A 22449-nucleotide genomic window follows, 5' to 3' on the forward strand; every position below is an offset into this window, starting at 1 on the left:
TTTCTACACCAATGTTGCACAAATCATACGATAGACAGTGTAAGCTTGTCTGTATGCAAATGATTGAAAAATGAAATATCGTTATGTCTGAACAAACAGCCCAGCGTCAATATTCTATTGGCTGGATTATGTTGCTCGCTTTACTCACGGCTTTAGGGCCATTATCCATTGATATGTACTTACCTGCGTTGCCTCAAATGGCCCATGATTTTGGGGTGAGTACGCAAATGGTAGCAAACACATTGCCAGCTTATTTTTTTGGTTTAGCCATTGGACAACTGGTATATGGACCTTTAAGCGACCGTATTGGTCGAAAAAAGCCTCTTTATTTTGGGCTTGCGCTTTATGCAGTTGCAAGCTTGTTCTGTGTGCTCGCTACAAATGAATGGAGCCTAATTGCTGCCCGTATTTTACAAGCCTTAGGTGGTTGTGTGGGGGTGGTTATGGCTCGTGCTGCTATACGCGATAGATTAGATGTCCAAGGCTCGGCACAAGCTTTTTCAAGCATGATGATCGTAATGGGCTTAGCACCTATTTTGGCACCGATGATTGGGGCCTGGATATTAATCTGGTTTCCGTGGCAAGCGATTTTTATTGCGCTTTCAATTGTAGGGGCAATCTGTTGGCTATGTGTACATTTCTTTTTTAAAGAAACTTTGGCAGTTGATAAGAGACTCAAGTTATCTCTATATCAAGTGGCTACCTTATATGGTGCTATTTTCAAAGATGCAAGCTTCCGTTTACCTATGTTTGCAGGATGTTTAACAGGTGCAGCATTATTCTGTTATATCAGTTCAGCTCCAGCCGTTTTTATGGACCAATATGGCTTAAATCAGCAAGAGTTTGCTTATGTATTCGGGCTCAATGCTTTTGGCATTATGTTAATGTCATCTTTAAATAAGCACTTAACCACACGTGTTGAAATCACTAAGCGCTTAAAAGCAGGTTCAATGGTACAAGTGACAGGTGCAAGCATTGTGTTGATTGCTGGCTTAATTTCTGCAGCACCTTTATGGCTAGTAATGTTAGGGCTGTTCTTAGCAATTTCAGGAATTGGTTTAACTGGACCAAATGCTATGGCTCTAGCCATGTCAAAGCAAGGTGCTCGTGCAGGAACAGCCAGTGCAATTATGGGCAGTATGCAATTTGCTTGCGGTCTATTGGGTGGAGTACTGCTTAACTTCCTTGTTTGGTCTGCATCACTCAATATGGGAGTGATGATGGTGTTATTTACATTAAGTGGTTTTATTGTTGTTTTAAAAGCGATTCGACAAGCAAAAAGCCAATCACTCTCTTGATTTTAAGAGAGTGATTGTCTTGCATCTTTAATCAAGAAAAACTGCAAAATTCTCAACAGGCTCTCTAGGTGTAATAAAGGTATTCACAATATGTTCAGGGTCGGCATGACCTAGTGCAATTGCACATACCAGCTCTTCGTCATCTGCTGCGCCTAAAATATCTAATACTAGCGGATGGAAATGGTTCCAAGCTGCTTGAGGGCAGGTGTCTAATCCCCGAGCCTTGGCAGCGACCATGACATTTTGAATCATCATAGCGATATCCATTTTGGAACCAATTCCCATTGCTTTATTGACTGTAAAGAAAATTCCGACTGGAGCATCAAACAGTTTGAAGTTACGTAACTGCTGAGCAGCCATTTTTTCTTTTTCACCTTTTTTGATATCTAACAAACCATAGAGTCCCCAACCATTTTCACGGCGGCGGTCAATAAAAGGAGAGACCCATTTTTCAGGGTAATATGCAAAAGTTTCTTTATATTGCTCTGCAAGTTCGGGATTTTTGGAAACCTCAATCTGTGCTGCACAAACACGCTCTACCATTTCATCACGTTTATGACCTGTGACTACATAAACTTTCCATGGTTGAGTGTTGGTACCGGAAGGTGCTCGACTTGCGACTCTTAATATATCTTTAATGACTTCTGGCTCAATGGGAGTGCTTAAAAAAGCACGGACAGAATGTCGAGAGGTAATTGCTTCGTCAACAAGGCGGACTTGTTCCAAATTCATGAGTACTCCTGATCTTTTCCCTAAATATTTAATACTTTTTGAGATGCAATTTCATCTGCTGAAATTGCTGTATTTATAAGCAAAAAATATTAGAAAACAGATATCCTTATATATATGATTAATGACTTGGGTAAGACATGATGTCTGCTCAATGATAATTCGAATATGCCACTTTAGGCTTAAAATGGTAAAGTGGTGTGACTTTGATAGTCATTCAATTAAAGCCAAAATAAGGGTTGAGTAAAAATCGCTCAATTAGAAAAAAGGTATAATATGTTTAAAAACAGTACAAAACAGATGTTTTTGTATAAAAAACAATCTTAAGTTGCATAAACTTTTAATGAAAAACATACACAAAATTTTAAATTTCTGCATAATACCGACTTTTTTACGCAGGTATGATTTCTCCATACTCACGTTAGGAAAAAAGTAGTGGCTGCAAATAAAATACTTTTACAGAAAGGATTTTGTGCAGAAATGGAGAAATACACGAGGTATAAGGAGCTTTACATGAGTTTACCGCTCATCAACAAGCAGTTCATGAAACAAGGATTGGCGATTACCATTGCAACCATGAAAATGGACGTAACTCACGCAACTACTGAGCCACAAGAAATACAACAGCTTGGTACAGATCTCAATGCACTCTTCTTTAATGAAAAAGAAAAGGGCACAGATAGTCGTGTTATGACGATGGCTTGTTACAGTCTTTGAAATTTAAATCCAGTTTAGACATTCGCCCAAAAGTATATGTAAATATGCTTATTGGCTTAAATCCAGTTTTTATAACTCGATTAATTGATGGGAATCATTAAACGAGCTGATTTAGCGGTGGTCATTTGTTAGTTTCCAAGTTTGTAGCCGAGTCGATGCATTCTGTTCACCCAAATGGGAATATGTTCAGTGGTGCGATGAATTTATTTTATCTGAAGGGTGCTTTCTCTCATGTAACCTTCAAAGGCTTAGTGCTGGGCATGATGTTGCTTAAACTTGTGACGGTAATTGCTATTCAAGTGACATTAAAAGTTTTTCCTTAAATGTACTGAAGAAGTCCCTATTTTTAGGGGCTTTTTTGTTTATTGCAGTATTTTGGCTTGTGCTAATAGCACATTAGCAAGAACGTAAGCGGACCGAGTATGAATGAACAACTCAATGCCACACTGATGTCGTGGGTACAATTTTTTAATGAACCTTTATGGGATTTTCTGGTTATTTTCTTGCTGGCCGTCGGTATTTTTTATACGGTCTTAACAGGAGCAGTGCAAATTCGCATGTTCTTGCAAAGTATTCGTGTTATGAAAAGCAGCCGTACAGAAGGCGAAGATGAGCATGGCCTTACACCTTTCCAAGCGTTTGTAACAGGTCTTGCGAGCCGTGTTGGGGTGGGTAACATTGCTGGTGTGGCAATTGCGATCGCAATTGGTGGCCCAGGCGCCGTGTTCTGGATGTGGGTAACCGCTGTACTTGGTATGAGCTCTGCTTTTATTGAATCTACTCTTGCTCAACTTTTTAAGGTGAGAGACAGTAATAGCAAGCAATTCCGCGGTGGTCCAGCCTACTATATTACTCAAGGTTTACGTAGTAAAACTTTTGGTGTGATCTTCGCGTTAGCATTGATCTTTACTTATGGTTTTGTATTTAACTCAGTTCAAATCAATGCAATTGCTAATGCATCTTCACATGCTTGGGGTTGGGATAAAGCTAACCTAATTGCGCATTTAGGTGGTGTTGATTTAGAAATTTCTTGGGTTGGTCTTGCTCTTGTTGTGATGGTTGCATTAGCAATCTTTGGTGGTATTAAACGTATCGCTAAATTCGCAGAGATGTTTGTTCCTTTAAAAGCAGGTCTTTATCTCTCTGTAGCTTTATATATTGCATTAAGCAACTATGCGATTTTACCTGATGTTTTAAAACTGATTGTGACTGAAGCTTTCCACTTTAATGCTGCGGCAGGTGGTTTCTTCGGTGCTGCCGTGTCAATGGCAATGATGCAAGGGATTAAGCGCGGTTTGTTCTCAAACGAAGCGGGTATGGGTTCTGCACCAAATGCGGCGGCTGCGTCTGATGTAAAACATCCTGTAAACCAAGGTTTGGTACAAATGCTTGGCGTATTCGTAGATACATTCATTGTATGTACAAGTACTGCAATCATCATTTTAGTTTCTGGCGTTTACCAAGATGCTGGTTTCGTCGGTGTTGAATTAACCCAACGTGCGCTAGAGACTCAAGTGGGGCACTGGGGAGCTGACTTCTTAGCTGTTCTATTATTCTTGTTCTGTTACTCAGCTGTATTAGGTAACTATGCTTATGCAGAAAGTAACGTACAGTTCATTAATAACAACCCGAAAGTCATGTTCATCTTCCGTATTTTTGTATTGGTGATGGTGTATTTCGGTGCAATTGGTAGTGTGCCATTAGTATGGTCAATGGCAGACTTGTTTATGGGTATTATGGCTACCATTAACTTGGTCGCAATTTTACTTTTAACACCAATGGCTCGTACTTTGTTGAAAGATTACCGAGCGCAATTGAAGCAAGGTATTAAAGAACCTGTATTTAAAATTAATAAATATCCAGAGTTGAAGAAAAAAGTCGATTCAGATATTTGGTAATTTTGTAAGAAAAGCCTCTTAGAAATAAGGGGCTTTTTTTCGGCATAATAAAAATACTTGAGTATAAAAATTAAACATGACAAATTAAATAAATTCACTACAGCATTTCACAAAACGAGCAACTAAAATTGCAATTCGAAAATTAACGTCATAGTGCAAAGATGGGCCATGAAACAGCTTAAATTGTGGGTTCTCGGACTTTCTATGGTGTTGGCCGGGTGCCAAACCACCTCACACTTATCTGCCTTAAAACCGCAAACGGCAGAGGCATACTCACGTTTCGTCGATCAGCCTTTTGCACAGCTTAAGAAGCAACATAAGAAACCAGTAGTCGCATTAGTACTAGGTAGTGGTGGTGCACGAGGTTATGCACATATTGGTGTTATTGAAGTTTTAGAACAGCATGGTATCCGTCCTGATTTCATTGTTGGAACCAGTGCAGGAAGTATTGTCGGAGCAATTTATGCGAGTGGAAAAACGCCTGATGAACTGCGCGATACTGCATTGAAAATGAAAGCGGCTGATGTTCGTGACATCAGTATTGGTTTAAAAGGTTTCTTTGACGGCAAAAAAGTTGAAGACTATGTAAACCAGCAAGTAAATAACTTGCCGCTCGAAAAAATGAAAATTCCGATGTATGTAGTGGCAACAGAGCTCAAGCATGGCACCAAAACCGTATTTAATTATGGCAATACGGGACAGGCCGTGAGAGCATCAGCCTCAATACCAAGCATGTTTGTACCGACTAAAATTGGTAAATCTGAATATGTAGATGGCGGTTTAGTCAGTCCGGTACCTGTTGAAGTAGCCCGTGATTTAGGAGCCGATGTCATTATTGCTGTCGATATTCTGGCTCAACCCATTTATACGGAAACCTCAAATGTATGGGGACTCTTTAACCAGAATATTAATATTATGCAAGGACGTTTGGCTGCCGAAGAACTTCAATATGCAGATGTAGTAATTCAACCGGATTTAAGAGAAAAAGCACATATTTTTGATGTAAAAGGTCGTGAAGCAACCATGAAGGCAGGCATAGATGCAGCAAATGCAAAACTGTCTGATATTCAGTTTGCGATTGATGAAAAAATAGCGGAACAGAATCTATCTACTGACGGTTTAAGTGCGCAAACGCAATAAATTGAAAGCAAGTATATGAAAAATTAAGTAAAAGCCCGCTAAGGGCTTTTTTGTTGAAAAATAAAAGATTTGTATGTGCTGACAAAAATTTTTGTATAGTGGAGCTATGCTGAAAACTACTCATGACACATATGAGATATTCATGCTATTTTTCAAAAAAATAATTGATTTGTAACATATTGAGGCCAGCTACTTAGATGATTCAGCAACAGGTAAAAAATGAGTTTCCAACATTAGAAGATATACATGCCGCTGCAGAGCGTTTAGATGGTTTAGTTGTTAAAACACCTTTTGTTTTTTCAGAAACCATTTCTAAAACCTTAGGGGCTGAAATGTGGCTGAAATTTGAGAATCTACAGTTTACGGCTTCGTTTAAAGAAAGAGGCGCATTAAATAAACTTTTGAGCTTATCTGAACAAGAAAAACAACATGGTGTAATTGCAGCTTCAGCTGGTAATCATGCGCAAGGGGTCGCTTATCATGCACAGCGCACAGGAGTCACGGCAACTATTGTTATGCCAAAATCGACGCCCAATGTGAAGGTGCAACGAGTACGTGAATACGGTGCGCGTGTTATTTTGCATGGCCAAGACTTTTCGGAAGCTGCTGCTGAAATGCACCGTGTGGCACAAGAAGAATCTCTAACCATTATTCATCCATTTGATGATGCTGAAATTATTGCGGGTCAAGGTACTATCGCGCTCGAAATGCTGGAAGCTGTTCCTGATTTAGATATCTTGGTCGTACCTATTGGAGGTGGTGGTCTCATTTCTGGTATTGCGATTGCTGCAAAATCAATAAATCCTAAAATCAAGATTATCGGAGTTCAGTCGGTTGTTTATCCAAGTATGGCGAAACTGCTTTGTAACTATCAACTCGCGGTTTCAATGGGTTCAACGGTGGCTGAAGGTATTGCGGTTAAAACTCCGGGCGAGCTGACCACACAAATTGCTAAGCATTTTGTAGATGATATTGTGGTAGTCACTGAAGATATGATTGAGGAAGCGATTGCGCTATTACTCAACATTGAAAAAACAGTGTGTGAAGGAGCTGGCGCGACTGGAATTGCTGCAATTATGTCTCGTCCCGATCTATTTTTAGGCCATAAAGTTGGTGTGGTGTTATCTGGTGGCAATATTGATACACGTGTAATGGTTTCAGTATTACAGCGTCACTTAACTCGTACTGGCCGTATGGTTCGTATTCGCGTTGAATTACCAGATAATCCGGGTGCCTTAGCGCGTTTAACAGCAATTATTGCGGAGCAGGGCGGTAATATTTACGAACTTCGACATGAACGCTTTGCAGCAACAAGCCGTGCTAAAGAAAGTGCGGTGAGTGTCGATATTGAACTAAAAAGCGCTCCAGATCTGGAACCATTAATTCAGGCTATGCAACTTGAAGGCTATATTGTTCGTAAAGAAGAGATTTAAACGTACATATGGCTGTGATATAAAAACTGTATATGGCTCTTAGGGGAGCCATATACAAAGCAATTTAAACGGATTAAATTGCATAAAGGGATGAATTTACAAAAAAACGATCAAATCCTTCAATGAAATGGGAAAAATTGACAATTCTCTAAACTTTAGCCTTCACAATTTTAAGGTTTAGGTTTTAGTATTCCTTTCATTGTAAATTTGAAGAAATATAGGGATATCAACACTCAATGTTCAAATCATTTTTTCCATCACCACGGTATTTCTTTATATCTGCGGTTATTTGGATCGCGCTTAATATGGTGCTTTGGTATTCTGGTGGTAGTACATGGGGGAGTTTCATTGGATTCCATCAGGGTTACCATAGTGAACAATTACCAATTGGTGTTAGCCGCTTCTGGTCTCCGACTTTTATATGGTTTTATATTTGGTTCCTAGTTTCTACAGCAATTTTTGCAGGGTTTTGGAGAATTATTTCTAATCATCCATGGCAACGTTGGTCAGTTTGGGGCTCTGCTTTTATTTTATTTAACATCTGGTTTGGCGTGCAAGTCAGTGTTGCCGTTAATGCATGGTATGCACCTTTTTATAATCTTATTCAAGCAATGCTAGATCATGGTGGCGGTGATATTAATAAGCTATATAGCGGAACAGTTACTTTTCTTTTAATTGCCATGGTTGGCGTAACTTTAGCCGTGATTAATGCATTTTTTGCTAGCCATTATGTATTTCGTTGGCGTACGGCTATGAATGAATATTATACAGAGCATTGGGCGAAACTTCGCCATATTGAAGGTGCTTCACAGCGTGTGCAAGAAGACACCATGCGTTTTGCATCTGTTTTAGAAGATTTAGGCGTAAACTTCATAAAGGCAATTATGGTATTGATTGCATTTTTACCTATTCTATTTGAACTTTCTAAGCAGGTTAAAGTATTACCTATTGTAGGAGAAATTGATCATTCATTAGTATGGGCAGCAATTGTATGGGCTATTTTTGGTACAGTTCTACTCATGGTGGTTGGTAATAAATTACCCGGTCTACAATTTAATAACCAGAAGGTAGAAGCTGCTTATCGTAAAGAGTTGGTTTATGGCGAAGACTATGAAGAACGGGCACAGCCAAAGACATTAAAAGAATTATTCTCAAAAGTCAGATTTAATTATTTTCGATTATACCTTCATTATTCTTATTTTAATCTGGTTAGTATCTGGTATCTACAATTAGATATTTTATATAGCTTGGTTGTTTTATTTCCGTCTATTGCAGCAGGTAAAATGACATTAGGCTTAATTACGCAAATTAGTAATGTCTTTGATAAGGTCCGTGAATCATTCCAGTATTTAATTACTTCATGGAAAACAATCATTGAACTACTTTCAATTTATAAGCGTTTGAGAACATTTGAAGATACTTTAAATTAAAAGTAATCATCATTCTTTAAGGTGCCTTGATTCAAGCCAGGGCATCTTTAAAATATTGAGTATTTAGTAAAATAACCTGTTATGTATGGCTCTTTATTTATAATTTTGATTTATATAATAAAATATATTTTTTGAAATATTATATTTTCGCGGTATAGAATTTGCTTCTATATTGATTTTAATTTTGCTATTCGCTTAATTAATAAAAAAATAATCAATTTAAATCATTGTTTTAGATTATTAAATATTTAAATACGAGGTTAAGTCTTTGAAATCTATTTTACTTAAAAGTGCTCTTACGATTGCACTTATGTCTTCTGCTAATTTGGTACATGCGGAATTAGTAACAACTTCTCAAATCAAAAAAATATCAGGTATAGATCAACAATATATTGATTCTTCTATTAGTGAAAAGAACGATTTTTATGCTCATGTAAATGGTATTTGGTTAAAAAATACTGAAATCCCAGCTGATAAAGCAAATTGGGGAGCTTTTAATCAGCTCCGTGAGTTATCAATCAGTCAAGTACATGGGATTGTAGAAGAGCTATCTAGAAAAAAATGGGCGGATGGTAGTTTAGAGCAGAAAATAGCTACTTTATATGCGAGCTTTATGGATGAAAAAGGCATTGAAAAGCAAGGTATTATCCCCCTACAAGCTGAGCTACATCAAATTGATAGCTTGAAAAATAAGAAGCAAATAGCAGTTTTAATGGCCCATTTTGCTCGTATTAATGTTAATAGCCCGATTGGCTTAGGCATTGAACAGGATATGAAAAAATCTACCGAAATGGTGGCTGGATTGGAGCAAAGTGGTTTGGGTCTACCTGACCGCGATTATTATTTAAAAGATGATAAAAAATTTATCGAAACTCGTGCACAGTATTTAAAGTATATTGAAAAAACTTTATCACTTGCAGGAGATTCACAAGCTGCGCAACATGCTCAGGAAATCTTAAAACTTGAAACTCAGTTAGCACGAATACAGTGGAGCAATGTACAAAACCGTGATCTTGCAAAACGCTACAATAAATACAAACTCGCAGATTTGTATAAATTGACCCCCGCATTTGATTGGCAAGGTTATCTAACTGCAACTGAATTAAAAGGAAAAATTGATACTATTCAGGTAAATCAGCCAGATTACTTTCAGGGCTTAAATACAATTATTCAAAATACACCCTTAGATATATGGAAAGCTTATTTTAAATTGCATTTGATCAATAATTTTTCTCCATTACTAAATAGCGCTTTTGTAGATAATAAATTTGATTTTTATAACAAGACACTTCGAGATATTACTGAACAAGAAGCGCGTTGGAAGCGTGGTGTACAGCTTGTTGATAAGGTGCTGGGAGATGGTATCGGCAAACTTTATGTTGAAAAATACTTTCCCGCTGAGAAAAAACAACAGATGGAATTATTGGTTCAAAATCTAATTCGTGCTTATGACCAAAGCATTACAGAATTGGACTGGATGAGTCCTGCAACGAAAATACAAGCTCGTAAAAAGCTTTCTCACATGTCAATAAAAATCGGGTATCCAAAAAAGTGGCGTGATTATTCTGACCTGCACATCGCTAAAAATGATTTAGTTGGGAATATAATTCGCGCAAGTGAATTTAGATACCAATATGAACTTAATAAATTGGGTAAGCCGGTTGATCGTGATGAATGGTATATGAAACCACAAACGGTGAATGCCTATTACAATCCATCATTGAATGAAATTGTATTTCCAGCAGCGATATTACAACCACCTTTTTTTAATATAAACGCAGACGATGCAGTGAATTATGGTGGTATAGGCGCTGTGATTGGCCATGAAATTAGTCATGGCTTTGATGATCAGGGTAGCCAGTTTGATGAATTGGGCAATATGAGAAACTGGTGGAATGCTGAAGATCACCAGCATTTTAAAGCTAAAACACAAGCGTTGATTGAACAATATAACCGTTATGAACCGATTGCTGGTTATCATGTTAATGGTGAATTGACATTAGGTGAAAATATTGCAGATAACTCTGGGTTAGCAATTGCCTATAAGGCCTATCAAATTGCATTAGGCGGTAAGCCAGCCCCTGTAATTGATGGACGGACTGGGGAGCAACGTTTTTATATGGGGTGGGCTCAAGTTTGGCGTGCGAAAACCCGCGAAGCTCAAGCGATTATCTATTTAAAAACTGATCCTCACTCTCCTGATAAAGTACGTGGTAATGGAGCTTTAATGAATCAAAAACCATTTTATGAGGCTTTTAAAATAAACGAAGATGATCAGATGTATTTACCACCAGAGAAACGGGTAACTATTTGGTAATTAAGAAAGCCCGCGAAAGCGGGTTTTTTATGGTTATTGATTTAATGGGTTGCGTTATAAAAATTAAGGATAGGGCCAACTAGAAACTGCTGCGACTTATCTAAGGTGACTTGAATCTCTTTATAGTTAAAAGTGTCTTCATCATCATACTTGGCAATACCATGGGTTTTATTGTTCACTTGAGGAATTTGGTAGCTAAAAAAAGCGACTTTTTTAGAGGGATGAACAATATTGATAAGGTTTTTAGGGTCTTTAAAACCACCATATTCATTTTCAAGACTTTCTTTTAATAGTTCAGGAAAATAAAGCGTTGCATTGGGTAATCCACATCCAACGCAAAATGAAGAGTCATAAAGCTTTATCGCTTGCTTTTGATCTGGACTCATGATTAGAGCAAAACCAGTTCCATTTGCGCCTGCATTTGCTTGAATATCTTGCCAGTTACGTGGAACAAGTACTACACCTACTTCAGGTAATGCAAGAAGCTTTAATTGCTTGGCATGTTGAGCATCAAGTTTAAAATTAAAACTACAGCTTTTAAGCGTACATTTTTCAAAATTTTTAAGTAAACCATCTTCTATTGGGTTTTGTGCCGTAACGCCATAAAAAGGGACTACAACGCCGTTTAAAAATTTTGCCTCTCCAAGAGCATAGAATTGATTGTCTGCTTTGCGGGTTGCAGCAGAGTTATAAAATTTGGGGAAATGAGGAGTAAAGCTTTTTACTTCTGCATAAGCAGTTGAATTTAGGCTGACTAATGTTGCCCATAATAAAAAATTTAGTTTTTTCATTTTTAGAAAGTAATCAATTTAAATCTTATATAAATCTAACATATTCTTTTAAACTAGACGGTAACTCAAAATTTAACACCGTTGTTAACTTCATAATAAAACAGACGTGTAGAGACATGAAAAAATGAAAAATATACTTTCAATTTGTTGTTTGGCAGTAATAAGTTCTTATAGTCTTGCTCAAGATATAAAAGGTATTTCATTTTCTCATCAAGAGTGGGAAATCTCTTGCAGTAATACGGGCACCTGTAAGGCCGCAGGATATCAAAATGAAGAAAATGGTGATAATCCCGCTTCAATTTTATTAACACGTAAAGCAGGCCCAAAACAACCTGTGCAGATTGAGTTTGCTTTGTCTGACTATGAACAAAGCCTACCTGCAAACCAGCTTAAAAATATCCATTTTTATATCAATGGCAAAGATTTAGGTGCGGTGGGTGTGGACGGTACTGAGCTGCCAATTATGGGTAAGCTAAACAGCTGGCAAGTCAATGCTCTACTACAGCAGTCGAAACAGAAGACTGAAATTGTATTTAAAAATGCGCAGCATAAATGGAAAATTTCCGATGCTGGAATGACTGCCGTATTATTAAAGATGGATGATTTTCAGAAGCGTATAGGGACTATTGGTGCTTTGGTCAAAAAGGGCAGTGTCAATGAAAATCAAGTGCTTATGCCTGAACCAAAACTAGTTGCGAAGCGTATCAAGACTTCAACCAAACCTTATTTAACTTTACAGCCTAAAAATAAACAGTACCAAGCACTACACCGTAGTTTGATGGCTGCTAAACCGAATCCGAAAGAAGACGGCTTTTGTGAAGGTATTTATGGTGGTAACAGTGATGGAGCCGAACCACAGAAAATTGAGCTATATAAACTAACCAATAAGAAAGTTCTGGCGACTACATTATGTTGGAGAGGGGCTTATAACGAAGGGTATGGGGCATGGGTGCTCGATGAGTCTTTAAACGGTAAGGCCGCGTTTGTAACTGAGTCCGCCTCAGATTTTGATAGCGGTATTATTAGTAGTGCTCAAAAGGGACGAGGCATTGGAGATTGCTGGGCAAGTGAAGAATGGGTATGGGACGGCAAGAGTTTTGTGCATACTAAGGATATGTGGACGGGTATGTGTAAAGGCTTGGCAGCAGGTGGAGTGTGGGAGCTTGATCGAATAGAGTCTGTGGTGAAATGACTACTTTGTGGTTACAGAGTCATAACAGGTAACTTTAGTGACTCTGTGATAAAAAGAACAGATTGTTTATTGGAGCTAGACTTATGTCACGTCATCTTTATGCTATTGCTCGCCGTAAGTTTTCACATCTGAGCCGTTCAATATGTGTGGCGGCGACTGTACTGGGCGCAACACAAATTGCGATGGCTGGTCCAACAGTTGATCAGCTCAGTGATTGTTTAGTTAAAGCAACAACAGCTTCAGATAAAACTACGGTGCTCCAATGGACATTTACAGCTTTAGCGGCTCATCCAGATTTAAAAGCATTTAGTAATGTAACGCCTGAGCAAAAAGACCAGTTAGATCAAAAACTGGCTCAGGTTTTACAGCGGATAATTGTAGAACAATGTTCTGCTCAGACCAAAGCTGTAATTCAGGCTGAAGGTGTGAAGGCAGTTGGGGAGGCTTTCCAGCAGTTAGGCCAAAGTGCGGGTGAAGATATTGTTAAAGACCCAGCCGTTAAACAGCAGTTGCAGGGCACATTACGCTATATCGATTTAAATAAATTGGTGACAACGTTTTTGACACCAGAAATTTGGAATAAATTAGGAATTACAAGATAAAAATCTAGTTTCCTATTTTAGTAATAAGGCCTGCTATCTAAATGCAGGCTTTATTGTATTTGGGATGAAGAATCTTATTTAGATACTAATCTTAGCGCCTAAAACTTTCACAAATTGTGCTAACCAAGCTGGATGTGCAGGCCAAGCTGGAGCAGTCACCAAATGCCCATCGGTAACGGCATCAGTTACAGCAATGTCTGCATATTGCCCACCTGCTAATTTTACTTCGGCTGCACATGCTGGATAAGCCGAGCAGAGGCGGTCTTTCAACACATCTGCCGCAGCGAGTAACTGAGCACCGTGGCATACGGCTGCAATTGGTTTTTTTACTCTATCAAATTCACGTACAATTTCGATAACACGTTCATTCATGCGTAAATACTCTGGCGCACGGCCACCTGGGATGACTAAACCTACATAGTCTTCGGTATTAACGGCATCGAAATCATAGTTAATCGCGAAGTTGTGGCCACGTTTTTCGCTATAAGTTTGCTCACCTTCAAAATCATGAATAGCTGTTGCAATATGGTCACCATTCTTTTTATTCGGGCAAACCGCATGCACGGTATAACCTAAACCAGTTAAGAACTGAAATGGAACCATAGTTTCATAATCTTCTGCATAGTCACCGACCAACATTAAAATCTTTTTAGACATATTTTATTCCTCTTTTTTAAAATATAAGTGATTTCTATTTTTAATTTAAATTAGCACAGCCGTTATGTGATTTTTTAGAAAAAAGAATATTCTTTAGTCGAAGTGTATCTTGTAGGTCATATAAAAAAGCCCCGATAAATCGAGGCTTTTTTGTTGAGTTAGCTAATGGAATTAACCAATCAATTTTTTCATTAATTCATTTACTTGTGCAGGGTTAGCTTTACCCTTAGAGGCTTTCATGACTTGACCAACAAGGCCGTTAAAGGCTTTTTCTTTACCAGACTTGTACTCTTCAACCATTTTTTCATTGGCTGCAAGTACTTCTTTAATGATCGCTTCAATTGCGCCAGTGTCGGTTTCTTGCTTTAAGCCTTTTTCCGCAATAATGTCATCGGCAGATTTACCTTCCGATTCCCACATAAAGCCAAAGACTTGTTTAGCAATTTTACCGCTAATGGTGTTGTCAACAATACGTGCAATCATGCCGCCAAGCTGTTCAGCAGAAACAGGTGAGTCTGTTAACTCTAAGCCCGCTTTATTTAAAGCACCAGAGAATTCACCCATTACCCAGTTTGCAGCAATTTTACCTTGCTTCGCACCACCAGCCGCAGCAACAACAGCTTCATAGAAGTCCGCCATTTCGCGTGAGAGCGTAAGTACGTGTGCGTCGTATTCAGTTACGCCAAAGTCTGCAATAAAGCGTGCACGGCGTGCTGCTGGCAACTCAGGCATAGTTGCTTTGATGGCCTCAATTTGCTCATCTGGAATAATTACTGGTAACAAGTCTGGATCAGGGAAGTAGCGGTAGTCATTCGCTTCTTCTTTAGAACGCATAGAACGTGTTTCCATTTTATTTGGATCGAACAAACGAGTTTCTTGGTCAATTTCGCCGCCCCATTCCAAAATTTCCATTTGGCGTTCAATTTCAACATTGATCGCTTGCTCAATGAAACGGAATGAGTTGAGGTTTTTAAGTTCACAGCGTGTACCGAATGGCTGTCCCGGACGACGTAAAGACACGTTACAGTCCGCACGGAATGAACCTTCAGCCATGTTACCGTCAGAAATACCTAACCAACGTACTAGTGTGTGAATTGCTTTGATGTAGGCAACTGCTTCTTCAACCGAACGCATGTCCGGTTCAGAAACGATTTCAAGCAAAGGCGTACCAGCACGGTTTAAGTCAATGCCAGACATACCTTCAAATTGATCGTGCACAGACTTGCCTGCATCTTCTTCAAGGTGAGCACGAGTTACGCCAATGCGTTTAGTCGTACCATCTTCAAGTTGAATGTCGATATGGCCCAAGCCCACAATCGGATTGTCCATTTGGCTAATTTGGTAGCCTTTTGGAGAGTCAGGATAGAAGTAGTTTTTACGTGCAAATACTGAAGCTTGGTCGATGTAAGCATCAATCCCTAAACCAAAACGAATTGCGAGTTCAACCACTTTTTCATTTAAAACCGGCAATACACCCGGCATCGCCAAGTCTACAAGGCTCGCTTGTGTATTTGGGTCTTGTCCAAATTCAGTTGATGAACCTGAGAAAATTTTAGAATTGGTTGCAAGCTGAGTGTGAATCTCAATACCAATAACGACTTCCCAACCGTCAATCAATTTCAACTTTTGAGCTTCAGCCATTATGCATTCTCCTCAGCAATTGCCGCACGTTTGGTGTGCCAGTCAGTGTTTTGTTGGTATTGGTGAACAATCGACAACAATTGTGATTCTGACCAGTAATTACCGATTAACTGTAAACCTACTGGTAAGTTGTCTTTATCAAAACCAACAGGAGCATTAATCGCTGGTAAGCCTGCTAAGTTCACTGCGATGGTATAGATATCGCCTAAGTACATTTCAACAGGGTCTAAAGATGCACCGATTTTGTAGGCAGTTGTTGGTGCAGCAGGTGCTGCAATTACATCTACATTTTCAAAAGCTTTTAAGAAGTCTTGTTGAATTAAACGACGTACTTTTTGTGCTTTTACATAGTAAGCATCGTAATAACCCGCAGAAAGCGCGTATGTACCAATTAAAATACGGCGTTGAACTTCCGGACCGAAACCTTCTGAACGTGAACGTTTGTAAAGATCCATCAAGTCAGCTGGGTTTTCACAGCGGTAACCGTAGCGAACACCGTCATAACGTGACAAGTTAGAAGATGCTTCCGCTGGCGCGATGAGGTAATACGTTGGTACATACGCTTCAGTCATGTTTAGGTCGATCTCAACAAGCGTTGCGCCCATTTCTTCAAGCTTTTTCAAAGACTCTTCAACACGTGCTTTTACGTCCGCATCTAAACCTGCAACGTTAAAGTATTGTTTAGGAATACCAATGCGTAAGCCTTTTACAGATGTGTTATTTAGGTTTGCAACGTAATCATCGACTTCTTTTTTAACCGAAGTTGAGTCTTTAGCATCGTGACCTGCAATTACATTCATTAGGTAAGCACAGTCTTCAGCAGAGCGTGCCATTGGACCTGCTTGGTCTAATGATGATGCGTAAGCAATGATCCCGAAACGAGATACACGACCATAAGTTGGTTTTAAGCCTGTTAAACCACAGAAAGAAGCAGGTTGGCGAATTGAGCCACCTGTATCGGTACCTGTAGCAAATGGTGCTAAATCAGCTGCTACAGCTGCAGCAGAACCACCAGATGAACCGCCAGGAACATGGTCAAGTGCCCAAGGGTTGCTCGTTGCACCGACATATGAACTCTCAGAAGTTGAGCCCATCGCAAACTCATCCATGTTCACTTTACCTAAAGTAACCAGACCAGCTGCTCTAGTTTTTTCAACAACGGTTGCATCGTAAGGAGAAATGAAGTTATCGAGCATTTTTGAACCAGCAGTGGTTTTAATACCTTTGGTACAAAAGATGTCTTTGTGGGCAAGAGGAATACCCGTTAAAGCAGTTGCATTGCCAGCTTTTAATGCGGCATCGGCAGCATCGGCTTCGCGAAGTGCCTGTTCTGGAGTAACCGTCACATAGCTCTTAACTTGCGGGTCAATTTTAGCAATACGTTTTAAATAATGTTCAGTCAATTCGCGAGATGAAAACTTCGCTTGGCTTAAGCCTTCAGCAAGTTCGCGAATTGATAAGCGATGTAAATCAGTCATGAGTAAAATTTCTTTACATTCAAAATAGGGAAGATGGGTTAATTGATTAAAAGTTATTCAATCACGCGAGGAACAAGATACAAACCATCTTGAGTTGCAGGTGCAACTGCTTGGTATTCGTCCCGATGATTGCTTTCAGTTACCACATCAGCACGTAAAGGTTGAGGATTGTCAAAAGGACTCTTTAAAGGTTCTACGCCTTCCGTATCAATGCCTTTTAAGGTTTCCATCATGCCTAAAATTTTATTTAGACTTTGAGCATATTCAGCAGATTGCGTATCATTGAGCGACAATCGAGCAAGATTGGCGATTGCTGAAACTGTTTGTGCATTTAAATCTGCTGAATGCTGTGCATCCGATGTAGACATAACATCACCTAATCAGTATTAAAAATTTTCAAAATATCGTGCGTTATAATAAGCGATTGACTTGTTCAAATCATCACATTTAGTTTAAAGTTGCCACCTTGCATCCACATGAAAGTTTAACTGAGAACGAACCGTGATTCTAAAACGACTAATTGGCTTGTTTTCGCCGGATCTAGCCATTGATTTAGGTACAGCAAATACACTTATTTATGCACCAGGCCGCGGCATTATATTAAATGAACCAACAGTTGTGGCAATTCGTCACAGTGGTTCACAAAAAATTGTTGCTGCTGTAGGGCTAGATGCTAAGCAAATGCTAGGCCGTACACCTGCGAATATTTCTGCAATTCGTCCAATGAAAGACGGTGTAATTGCAGATTTTGAAGTGACTGAAACCATGTTGAATCAGTTTATTGGTAAAGTTCACGAAAAACGTTTGTTCCCACCTGCTCCTCGTGTAGTTGTATGTGTACCATGTAAATCAACTTTGGTCGAGCGCCGTGCAATTCGCGAAGCCGTATTTAATGCGGGTGCTCGTGATGTACGCCTAATTGAAGAGCCAATGGCTGCTGCAATTGGTGCTGGCATGCCAGTTGAACAAGCATGTGGTTCTATGGTTGTGGATGTTGGCGGTGGTACAACTGAAATTGCAATTATTTCATTGCAAGGTTGTGTCTATGCTGATTCTTTACGTATTGGTGGCGATGTATTTGATGAGCAAATTATCAATTATGTTCGTAAAGCTCACGGTTGCGTAATTGGTGAAACCACAGCTGAAATTATTAAAAAAGAAGTTGGTATGGCTGTTTCTGATGGTACGACATTAGAAATTGAAGTACGTGGCCGTAACCTCGCAGAAGGTGTACCTCGTGCAATTACCGTAACTTCTGATGAAATTACTCAAGCAATTTCTGACCCGTTACAAAGTATTGTAAGCGCGGTGAAATCTGCACTTGAACAAACTCCTCCTGAACTTTCTTCTGATATTGCTGAGCGCGGTATTGTGTTGACAGGTGGTGGAGCGTTACTTCGTAACCTTGACAAATTATTAGCTCAAGAAACCGGTTTACCAGTTGTTGTTGCTGAAGACCCTCTTACTTGTGTAACCCGTGGTGGTGGTAAAGTATTGGAATTCTTCGACAACCCGAACCATGACATGCTTTTCGTCGGTTAAGTTTAAGGATTAGGCGGTGCAACCGAATATTTTTTCAAGACAGCCGCCATCTTTCCGCTCGTTCATTATTGCGGTCATTACATGTTTGGTTGTGCTGTTCTTTGATTGGCGCATGCCTTATGTAATTCAGCCAGCAAGGGATGTCTTGTACGCTGCATATAATCCAATTTATGCACTTGCAAGTTATCCGGTACTGTCGAGAGAATGGCTGAATCAACAAACTAAATCTGAAACACAACTGCGCCGTGAAAACACTGCAATGCAGGCTGAGCTATTACAGGCTCAGGTCCGCTTGCAGAAGCTGTCTGAATTATCTGCTGAAAATACCCGCTTACGTGGTTTACTCGATACACCATTAATTATTGACGGTCGTATGGAAATTGCGGAAGTGATTGGGACAGATGCCGATCCGCTTCGTCACATTATCATTATCAACCGTGGTGCAATGGATCATCTTAAAGTTGGTCAAACGGTTCTGGATGATAAAGGGATTATGGGGCAAATTATCAATGTATATCCTCATAGTTCACGTGTGATGCTGCTTTCTGACAAAGAGCATTCTCTATCTGTTCGTTTAGAGCGTACAGGTATGCGTGCAATTGTCTCGGGTACTGGTGATTTAGGCCGTTTGAAAATGGAATATGTGCCAACGAGTGCAAATATTCAGGTCGGCGATAAAGTATTAAGTTCAGGCTTAGGTGAGCATTTTCCAGCAGGTTATGCCGTGGGTACGGTGGCTAAAATCCGTCGCCATAATTCAGGTGAGTTTGCTGAAATTGATGTAACACCAGCAGCACAATTAGCAACTGGTCATCATGTTGTTGTACTTTTCTCTGACTCATTAGCGAAGGAGCAACCATATGCCGATCGCTAAGTTGAAACGTGAGAAGCGTAAAGATCCATTATGGGGAATTATTCTCTCTATAATCGTGGGGTCTGTCCTCATGATCTATCCACTATCTTACGACATCTCGGGCTGGCGACCATTGTTCATGCTTATGATTATGTTGTTTTGGGTTGTGTGCCAGCCAACATGGTGTGGGGTGTGGTTCGCATTTGGTATGGGGATTTTTACAGATCTATTGCTTGATGCACCTTTAGGATTAAATGCACTGAGTTTTGTTATTGTCACGTTTATTACCCGATTTTTAATACGCGAACGCCGTATTTTGACTTTTGGTAATTTATGGACGATTGCTACATTAGTGATTATTGCTCACTTAGCGTTTATGTGGGTGACTCAAACGATGGGGGGCATTCATTTTTCGATTGCTCGACATTGGCAACCATTGATGACAAGTATCTTAACCTGGCCTGTTGTCTATTATTGTTTAGCAAAATGGCGCATTTAGTTTTAGCTTCGAGTTCTCCGCGTCGGAGAGAGTTGTTGCAACAACTGGGCTTAAATTTTGAAATCTATAGCCCTGATATTGATGAATCTGTTCATGAAGGTGAGTTGGTTCATCAATATGTAGAGCGGTTAGCGAGAGAAAAAGCCCAAGCTGTATTAAACATTTTTCCAGATTCAGTGATTATTGCAGCAGATACGAGCCTTGGTCTGGATGGTCAGATTATTGGTAAACCTGACTCAAAGCAGCATGCCTTTGACATCTGGAAACAATTATCTGGTCGTTGGCATGATGTATTTTCCGGAATTTGTATTGCAACACAGCAACACATCTTAAGTCAGGTGGTGCAGACCCAAGTTGAGTTTGCATCTCTAACTACGCAAGATATGGAAGATTACTGGGCCACAGGAGAACCTGTAGGGAAGGCCGGTGCATATGCAATTCAAGGAATTGCTTCACAATATATTCCCAAAATTCAAGGAAGTTATAGTAATGTGGTAGGGCTTCCTTTGTACGAATTTTCACAGTTATTCAAAAGAGTGAAGACATAAGGGGTTGTTGATAATTCTTGATTGAATTGCATTGTCGATGAACAATGGACAAAGCTACATTAACAGTCCCTCTGACTCTTTAATAAAAATTTTATAATGTTTTGAGTTTATGTATGTCAGAAGAACTACTTATTAATGTCACACCTATGGAGTGTCGGGTGGCATTAATCGAAAATGGAACTGTTAATGAGCTGTATGTTGAACGTACAGTTAAACGTGGACTTGTCGGCAATATCTACAAAGGTAAAGTTGTACGTGTGCTTCCGGGTATGCAAGCAGCCTTTGTTGATATCGGTTTATCCAGAACGGCCTTTTTGCATATTAATGATATGGTTTGGCCACGTTCACACCCAACTCCAAATGTGTTTGAACTACTTCATCCAGGACAAATTCTTACCGTTCAGGTGATGAAGGATATGCTCGGTACTAAAGGCGCTCGCCTGAGCACAGATCTTTCAATTCCTTCTCGCTATTTAGTTCTTATGCCATATGGTAACCATATTGGTGTTTCTCAGCGCATTGAGTCTGAAGAAGAGCGTGATCGGCTACGTAATATTATTGAGAGCATTCAGGCGGAGCATAATTTACCCGGTAGCGTAATTGTTCGTACTGCTGCTGAAGGGGTAGATGAAGCCGAAATAGCACAAGATATGTGCTACCTCAGTAAGTTATGGGAATATATTCAGCGTAAGCAAGTTGATGTGGCAGTACCTTCCTTAATTTTTGAAGAACTACCGCTGCCGCAACGAATTATCCGTGATCTGGCAAGTGAAGAAACCGCGAAGATTTATGTCGATTCGAGAGAGATTCATGGAAAACTGCGTGAGTTTGTAGATGAGTTTGTTCCGAATATGCAAAGTCGCCTGATTCATTACCCGGGTGAGCGTCCATTATTTGATCTTTACAACGTTGAAGAAGATATCCAAAAAGCACTGCAAACACGCGTTGCTTTAAAGTCTGGCGGTTATTTAATGATTGACCAGACTGAGGCGATGACCACAATAGATGTCAATACAGGCTCTTATGTTGGTGGCCGTAGCCTTGAAGACACTGTCTTTAAGACCAACATGGAAGCGACTCAGGTGATTGCGCGTCAGCTTAGACTACGAAATCTAGGCGGCATTATCATTATTGATTTTATTGACATGCAAGAAGCGATTCATCGTGAAGAAGTGATGCGTCAATTTGAAAAAATGCTTGAACGTGATCATGCCAAGACCAAAATCACACAGGTTTCTGAACTTGGTCTGGTAGAAATGACACGTAAACGTACACGTGAATCATTAGAACACTTGTTATGTGAATCGTGTCCAACGTGTCAGGGGCGTGGTTTTGTCAAAACTGCAGAGACAGTGTGTTACGAAATATTTCGAGAGATATTACGCTACACCCGTGCATTTGAGTCTACGAGTGGCTTTACTGTCGTTGCTCATCCATCCGTGATTGACCGATTATTAACAGCAGAAGCACCTGCAGTGGCGGATTTAGAGCATTTTATCAACAGAGTTATTAAATTTCAGGTCGAAAATTTATATACGCAAGAGCAATACGATATCATTTTAAGTTAAAGTTGTAACAAGATATCGCTTAATCCTTGTTACAACTGAAATTTTACTTTCATTCATGAATTTTAAATACTACTTACATACAGTAGCCCTAGACGTTCTCCCTATTAAACGTCTTA

At 39.5% G+C, this 22449-nt stretch carries 21 protein-coding genes; 15 read left to right on the forward strand and 6 right to left on the reverse strand.

The features are described 5' to 3' along the window. Positions 1-83: 83 nt before the first annotated feature. The gene (locus tag R5R67_RS11640) at positions 84-1298 is read left to right on the forward strand and encodes a multidrug effflux MFS transporter (RefSeq protein WP_000003702.1); all 1215 of its coding nucleotides are present in this window, start codon (positions 84-86) and stop codon (positions 1296-1298) included. A 27-nt stretch (positions 1299-1325) separates the two neighbouring features. On the opposite strand, the gene R5R67_RS11645 is transcribed toward R5R67_RS11640, so the two are convergent. After that, the gene (locus R5R67_RS11645) at positions 1326-2030 is read right to left on the reverse strand and encodes a nitroreductase (protein WP_001047593.1); all 705 of its coding nucleotides are present in this window, start codon (positions 2028-2030) and stop codon (positions 1326-1328) included. A gap of 510 nt (positions 2031-2540) precedes the next feature. Here R5R67_RS11645 and R5R67_RS11650 point away from each other — a divergent pair. From R5R67_RS11650 to R5R67_RS11680, 7 genes are all read left to right on the forward strand, one after another. Beyond that, entirely contained in the window at positions 2541-2744 is a 204-nt protein-coding gene (locus tag R5R67_RS11650; protein WP_002040375.1) for a hypothetical protein, read from the forward strand. Between the two features lie 182 nt (positions 2745-2926). After that, a complete protein-coding gene (locus R5R67_RS11655; protein ID WP_000490937.1) occupies positions 2927-3067 on the forward strand; it encodes a hypothetical protein in 141 nt (46 codons plus the stop codon). 99 nt (positions 3068-3166) lie between these two features. Next, positions 3167-4642 carry an alanine/glycine:cation symporter family protein gene (locus tag R5R67_RS11660; protein ID WP_001005337.1) on the forward strand — a complete coding sequence of 492 codons (1476 nt, stop codon included), beginning with the start codon at positions 3167-3169 and terminating at the stop codon, positions 4640-4642. A gap of 168 nt (positions 4643-4810) precedes the next feature. Next, entirely contained in the window at positions 4811-5782 is a 972-nt protein-coding gene (locus tag R5R67_RS11665; RefSeq protein ID WP_000811534.1) for a patatin-like phospholipase family protein, read from the forward strand. A 197-nt stretch (positions 5783-5979) separates the two neighbouring features. Continuing rightward, positions 5980-7215 (forward strand): threonine ammonia-lyase, encoded by a 1236-nt coding sequence (locus R5R67_RS11670; RefSeq protein WP_000615951.1) that lies wholly within the window; start codon positions 5980-5982, stop codon positions 7213-7215. A gap of 236 nt (positions 7216-7451) precedes the next feature. Beyond that, entirely contained in the window at positions 7452-8645 is a 1194-nt protein-coding gene (gene sbmA / locus R5R67_RS11675) for a peptide antibiotic transporter SbmA (protein WP_025466900.1), read from the forward strand. Positions 8646-8913: 268 nt separating this feature from the next. Beyond that, positions 8914-10962 carry a M13 family metallopeptidase gene (locus R5R67_RS11680; protein ID WP_000836150.1) on the forward strand — a complete coding sequence of 683 codons (2049 nt, stop codon included), beginning with the start codon at positions 8914-8916 and terminating at the stop codon, positions 10960-10962. Positions 10963-11003: 41 nt separating this feature from the next. Here the strand turns inward: R5R67_RS11680 and R5R67_RS11685 are convergent, their stop codons facing one another. Next, positions 11004-11753 (reverse strand): DUF4850 domain-containing protein, encoded by a 750-nt coding sequence (locus tag R5R67_RS11685; RefSeq protein WP_000735826.1) that lies wholly within the window; start codon positions 11751-11753, stop codon positions 11004-11006. Between the two features lie 124 nt (positions 11754-11877). On the opposite strand from R5R67_RS11685, the gene R5R67_RS11690 reads away from it, so the two are divergent. Beyond that, the gene (locus R5R67_RS11690) at positions 11878-12945 is read left to right on the forward strand and encodes a DUF1176 domain-containing protein (protein WP_000789894.1); all 1068 of its coding nucleotides are present in this window, start codon (positions 11878-11880) and stop codon (positions 12943-12945) included. Between the two features lie 83 nt (positions 12946-13028). Continuing rightward, a complete protein-coding gene (locus R5R67_RS11695; protein ID WP_000086443.1) occupies positions 13029-13547 on the forward strand; it encodes a hypothetical protein in 519 nt (172 codons plus the stop codon). A 78-nt stretch (positions 13548-13625) separates the two neighbouring features. Here the strand turns inward: R5R67_RS11695 and R5R67_RS11700 are convergent, their stop codons facing one another. The 4 genes from R5R67_RS11700 to gatC form a co-directional block, all read right to left on the reverse strand. Beyond that, positions 13626-14204 carry a DJ-1/PfpI family protein gene (locus tag R5R67_RS11700; RefSeq protein ID WP_000037730.1) on the reverse strand — a complete coding sequence of 193 codons (579 nt, stop codon included), beginning with the start codon at positions 14202-14204 and terminating at the stop codon, positions 13626-13628. A 171-nt stretch (positions 14205-14375) separates the two neighbouring features. Next, a complete protein-coding gene (gene gatB, locus R5R67_RS11705) occupies positions 14376-15845 on the reverse strand; it encodes an Asp-tRNA(Asn)/Glu-tRNA(Gln) amidotransferase subunit GatB (RefSeq protein ID WP_000796650.1) in 1470 nt (489 codons plus the stop codon). Beyond that, the gene (gatA, locus tag R5R67_RS11710; RefSeq protein WP_000130664.1) at positions 15845-17323 is read right to left on the reverse strand and encodes an Asp-tRNA(Asn)/Glu-tRNA(Gln) amidotransferase subunit GatA; all 1479 of its coding nucleotides are present in this window, start codon (positions 17321-17323) and stop codon (positions 15845-15847) included. The genes gatB and gatA overlap by 1 nt, the downstream gene beginning before the upstream one ends. Before the next feature lie 53 nt (positions 17324-17376). Further along, positions 17377-17691 (reverse strand): Asp-tRNA(Asn)/Glu-tRNA(Gln) amidotransferase subunit GatC, encoded by a 315-nt coding sequence (gene gatC, locus R5R67_RS11715; RefSeq protein ID WP_000107699.1) that lies wholly within the window; start codon positions 17689-17691, stop codon positions 17377-17379. 133 nt (positions 17692-17824) lie between these two features. Between gatC and R5R67_RS11720 the strand changes: the two genes are divergently transcribed. The 5 genes from R5R67_RS11720 (at position 17825) to rng (ending at position 22333) form a co-directional block, all read left to right on the forward strand. Continuing rightward, positions 17825-18865: a rod shape-determining protein gene (locus R5R67_RS11720; protein WP_000601379.1), complete on the forward strand. Its 1041-nt coding sequence runs from the start codon at positions 17825-17827 to the stop codon at positions 18863-18865. A 16-nt stretch (positions 18866-18881) separates the two neighbouring features. Further along, on the forward strand, positions 18882-19739 hold the full coding sequence (gene mreC / locus R5R67_RS11725) for a rod shape-determining protein MreC (protein ID WP_001182997.1): 858 nt from the start codon (positions 18882-18884) through the stop codon (positions 19737-19739). Then, positions 19726-20217, forward strand: coding sequence for a rod shape-determining protein MreD (mreD, locus tag R5R67_RS11730; protein WP_001121008.1), 492 nt, complete (start codon positions 19726-19728; stop codon positions 20215-20217). The genes mreC and mreD overlap by 14 nt, the downstream gene beginning before the upstream one ends. Next, entirely contained in the window at positions 20205-20765 is a 561-nt protein-coding gene (locus R5R67_RS11735; protein ID WP_000940843.1) for a Maf-like protein, read from the forward strand. The genes mreD and R5R67_RS11735 overlap by 13 nt, the downstream gene beginning before the upstream one ends. Positions 20766-20878: 113 nt before the next feature. Beyond that, complete coding sequence (rng, locus tag R5R67_RS11740; RefSeq protein WP_001288183.1) at positions 20879-22333, forward strand: ribonuclease G; 1455 nt, start codon at positions 20879-20881, stop codon at positions 22331-22333. The last annotated feature ends 116 nt before the right edge of the window (positions 22334-22449 follow it).

Source organism: Acinetobacter sp. OYA S30 (genome assembly GCF_033599315.1).
Taxonomy (GTDB): Bacteria; Pseudomonadota; Gammaproteobacteria; order Pseudomonadales; family Moraxellaceae; genus Acinetobacter; species Acinetobacter baumannii.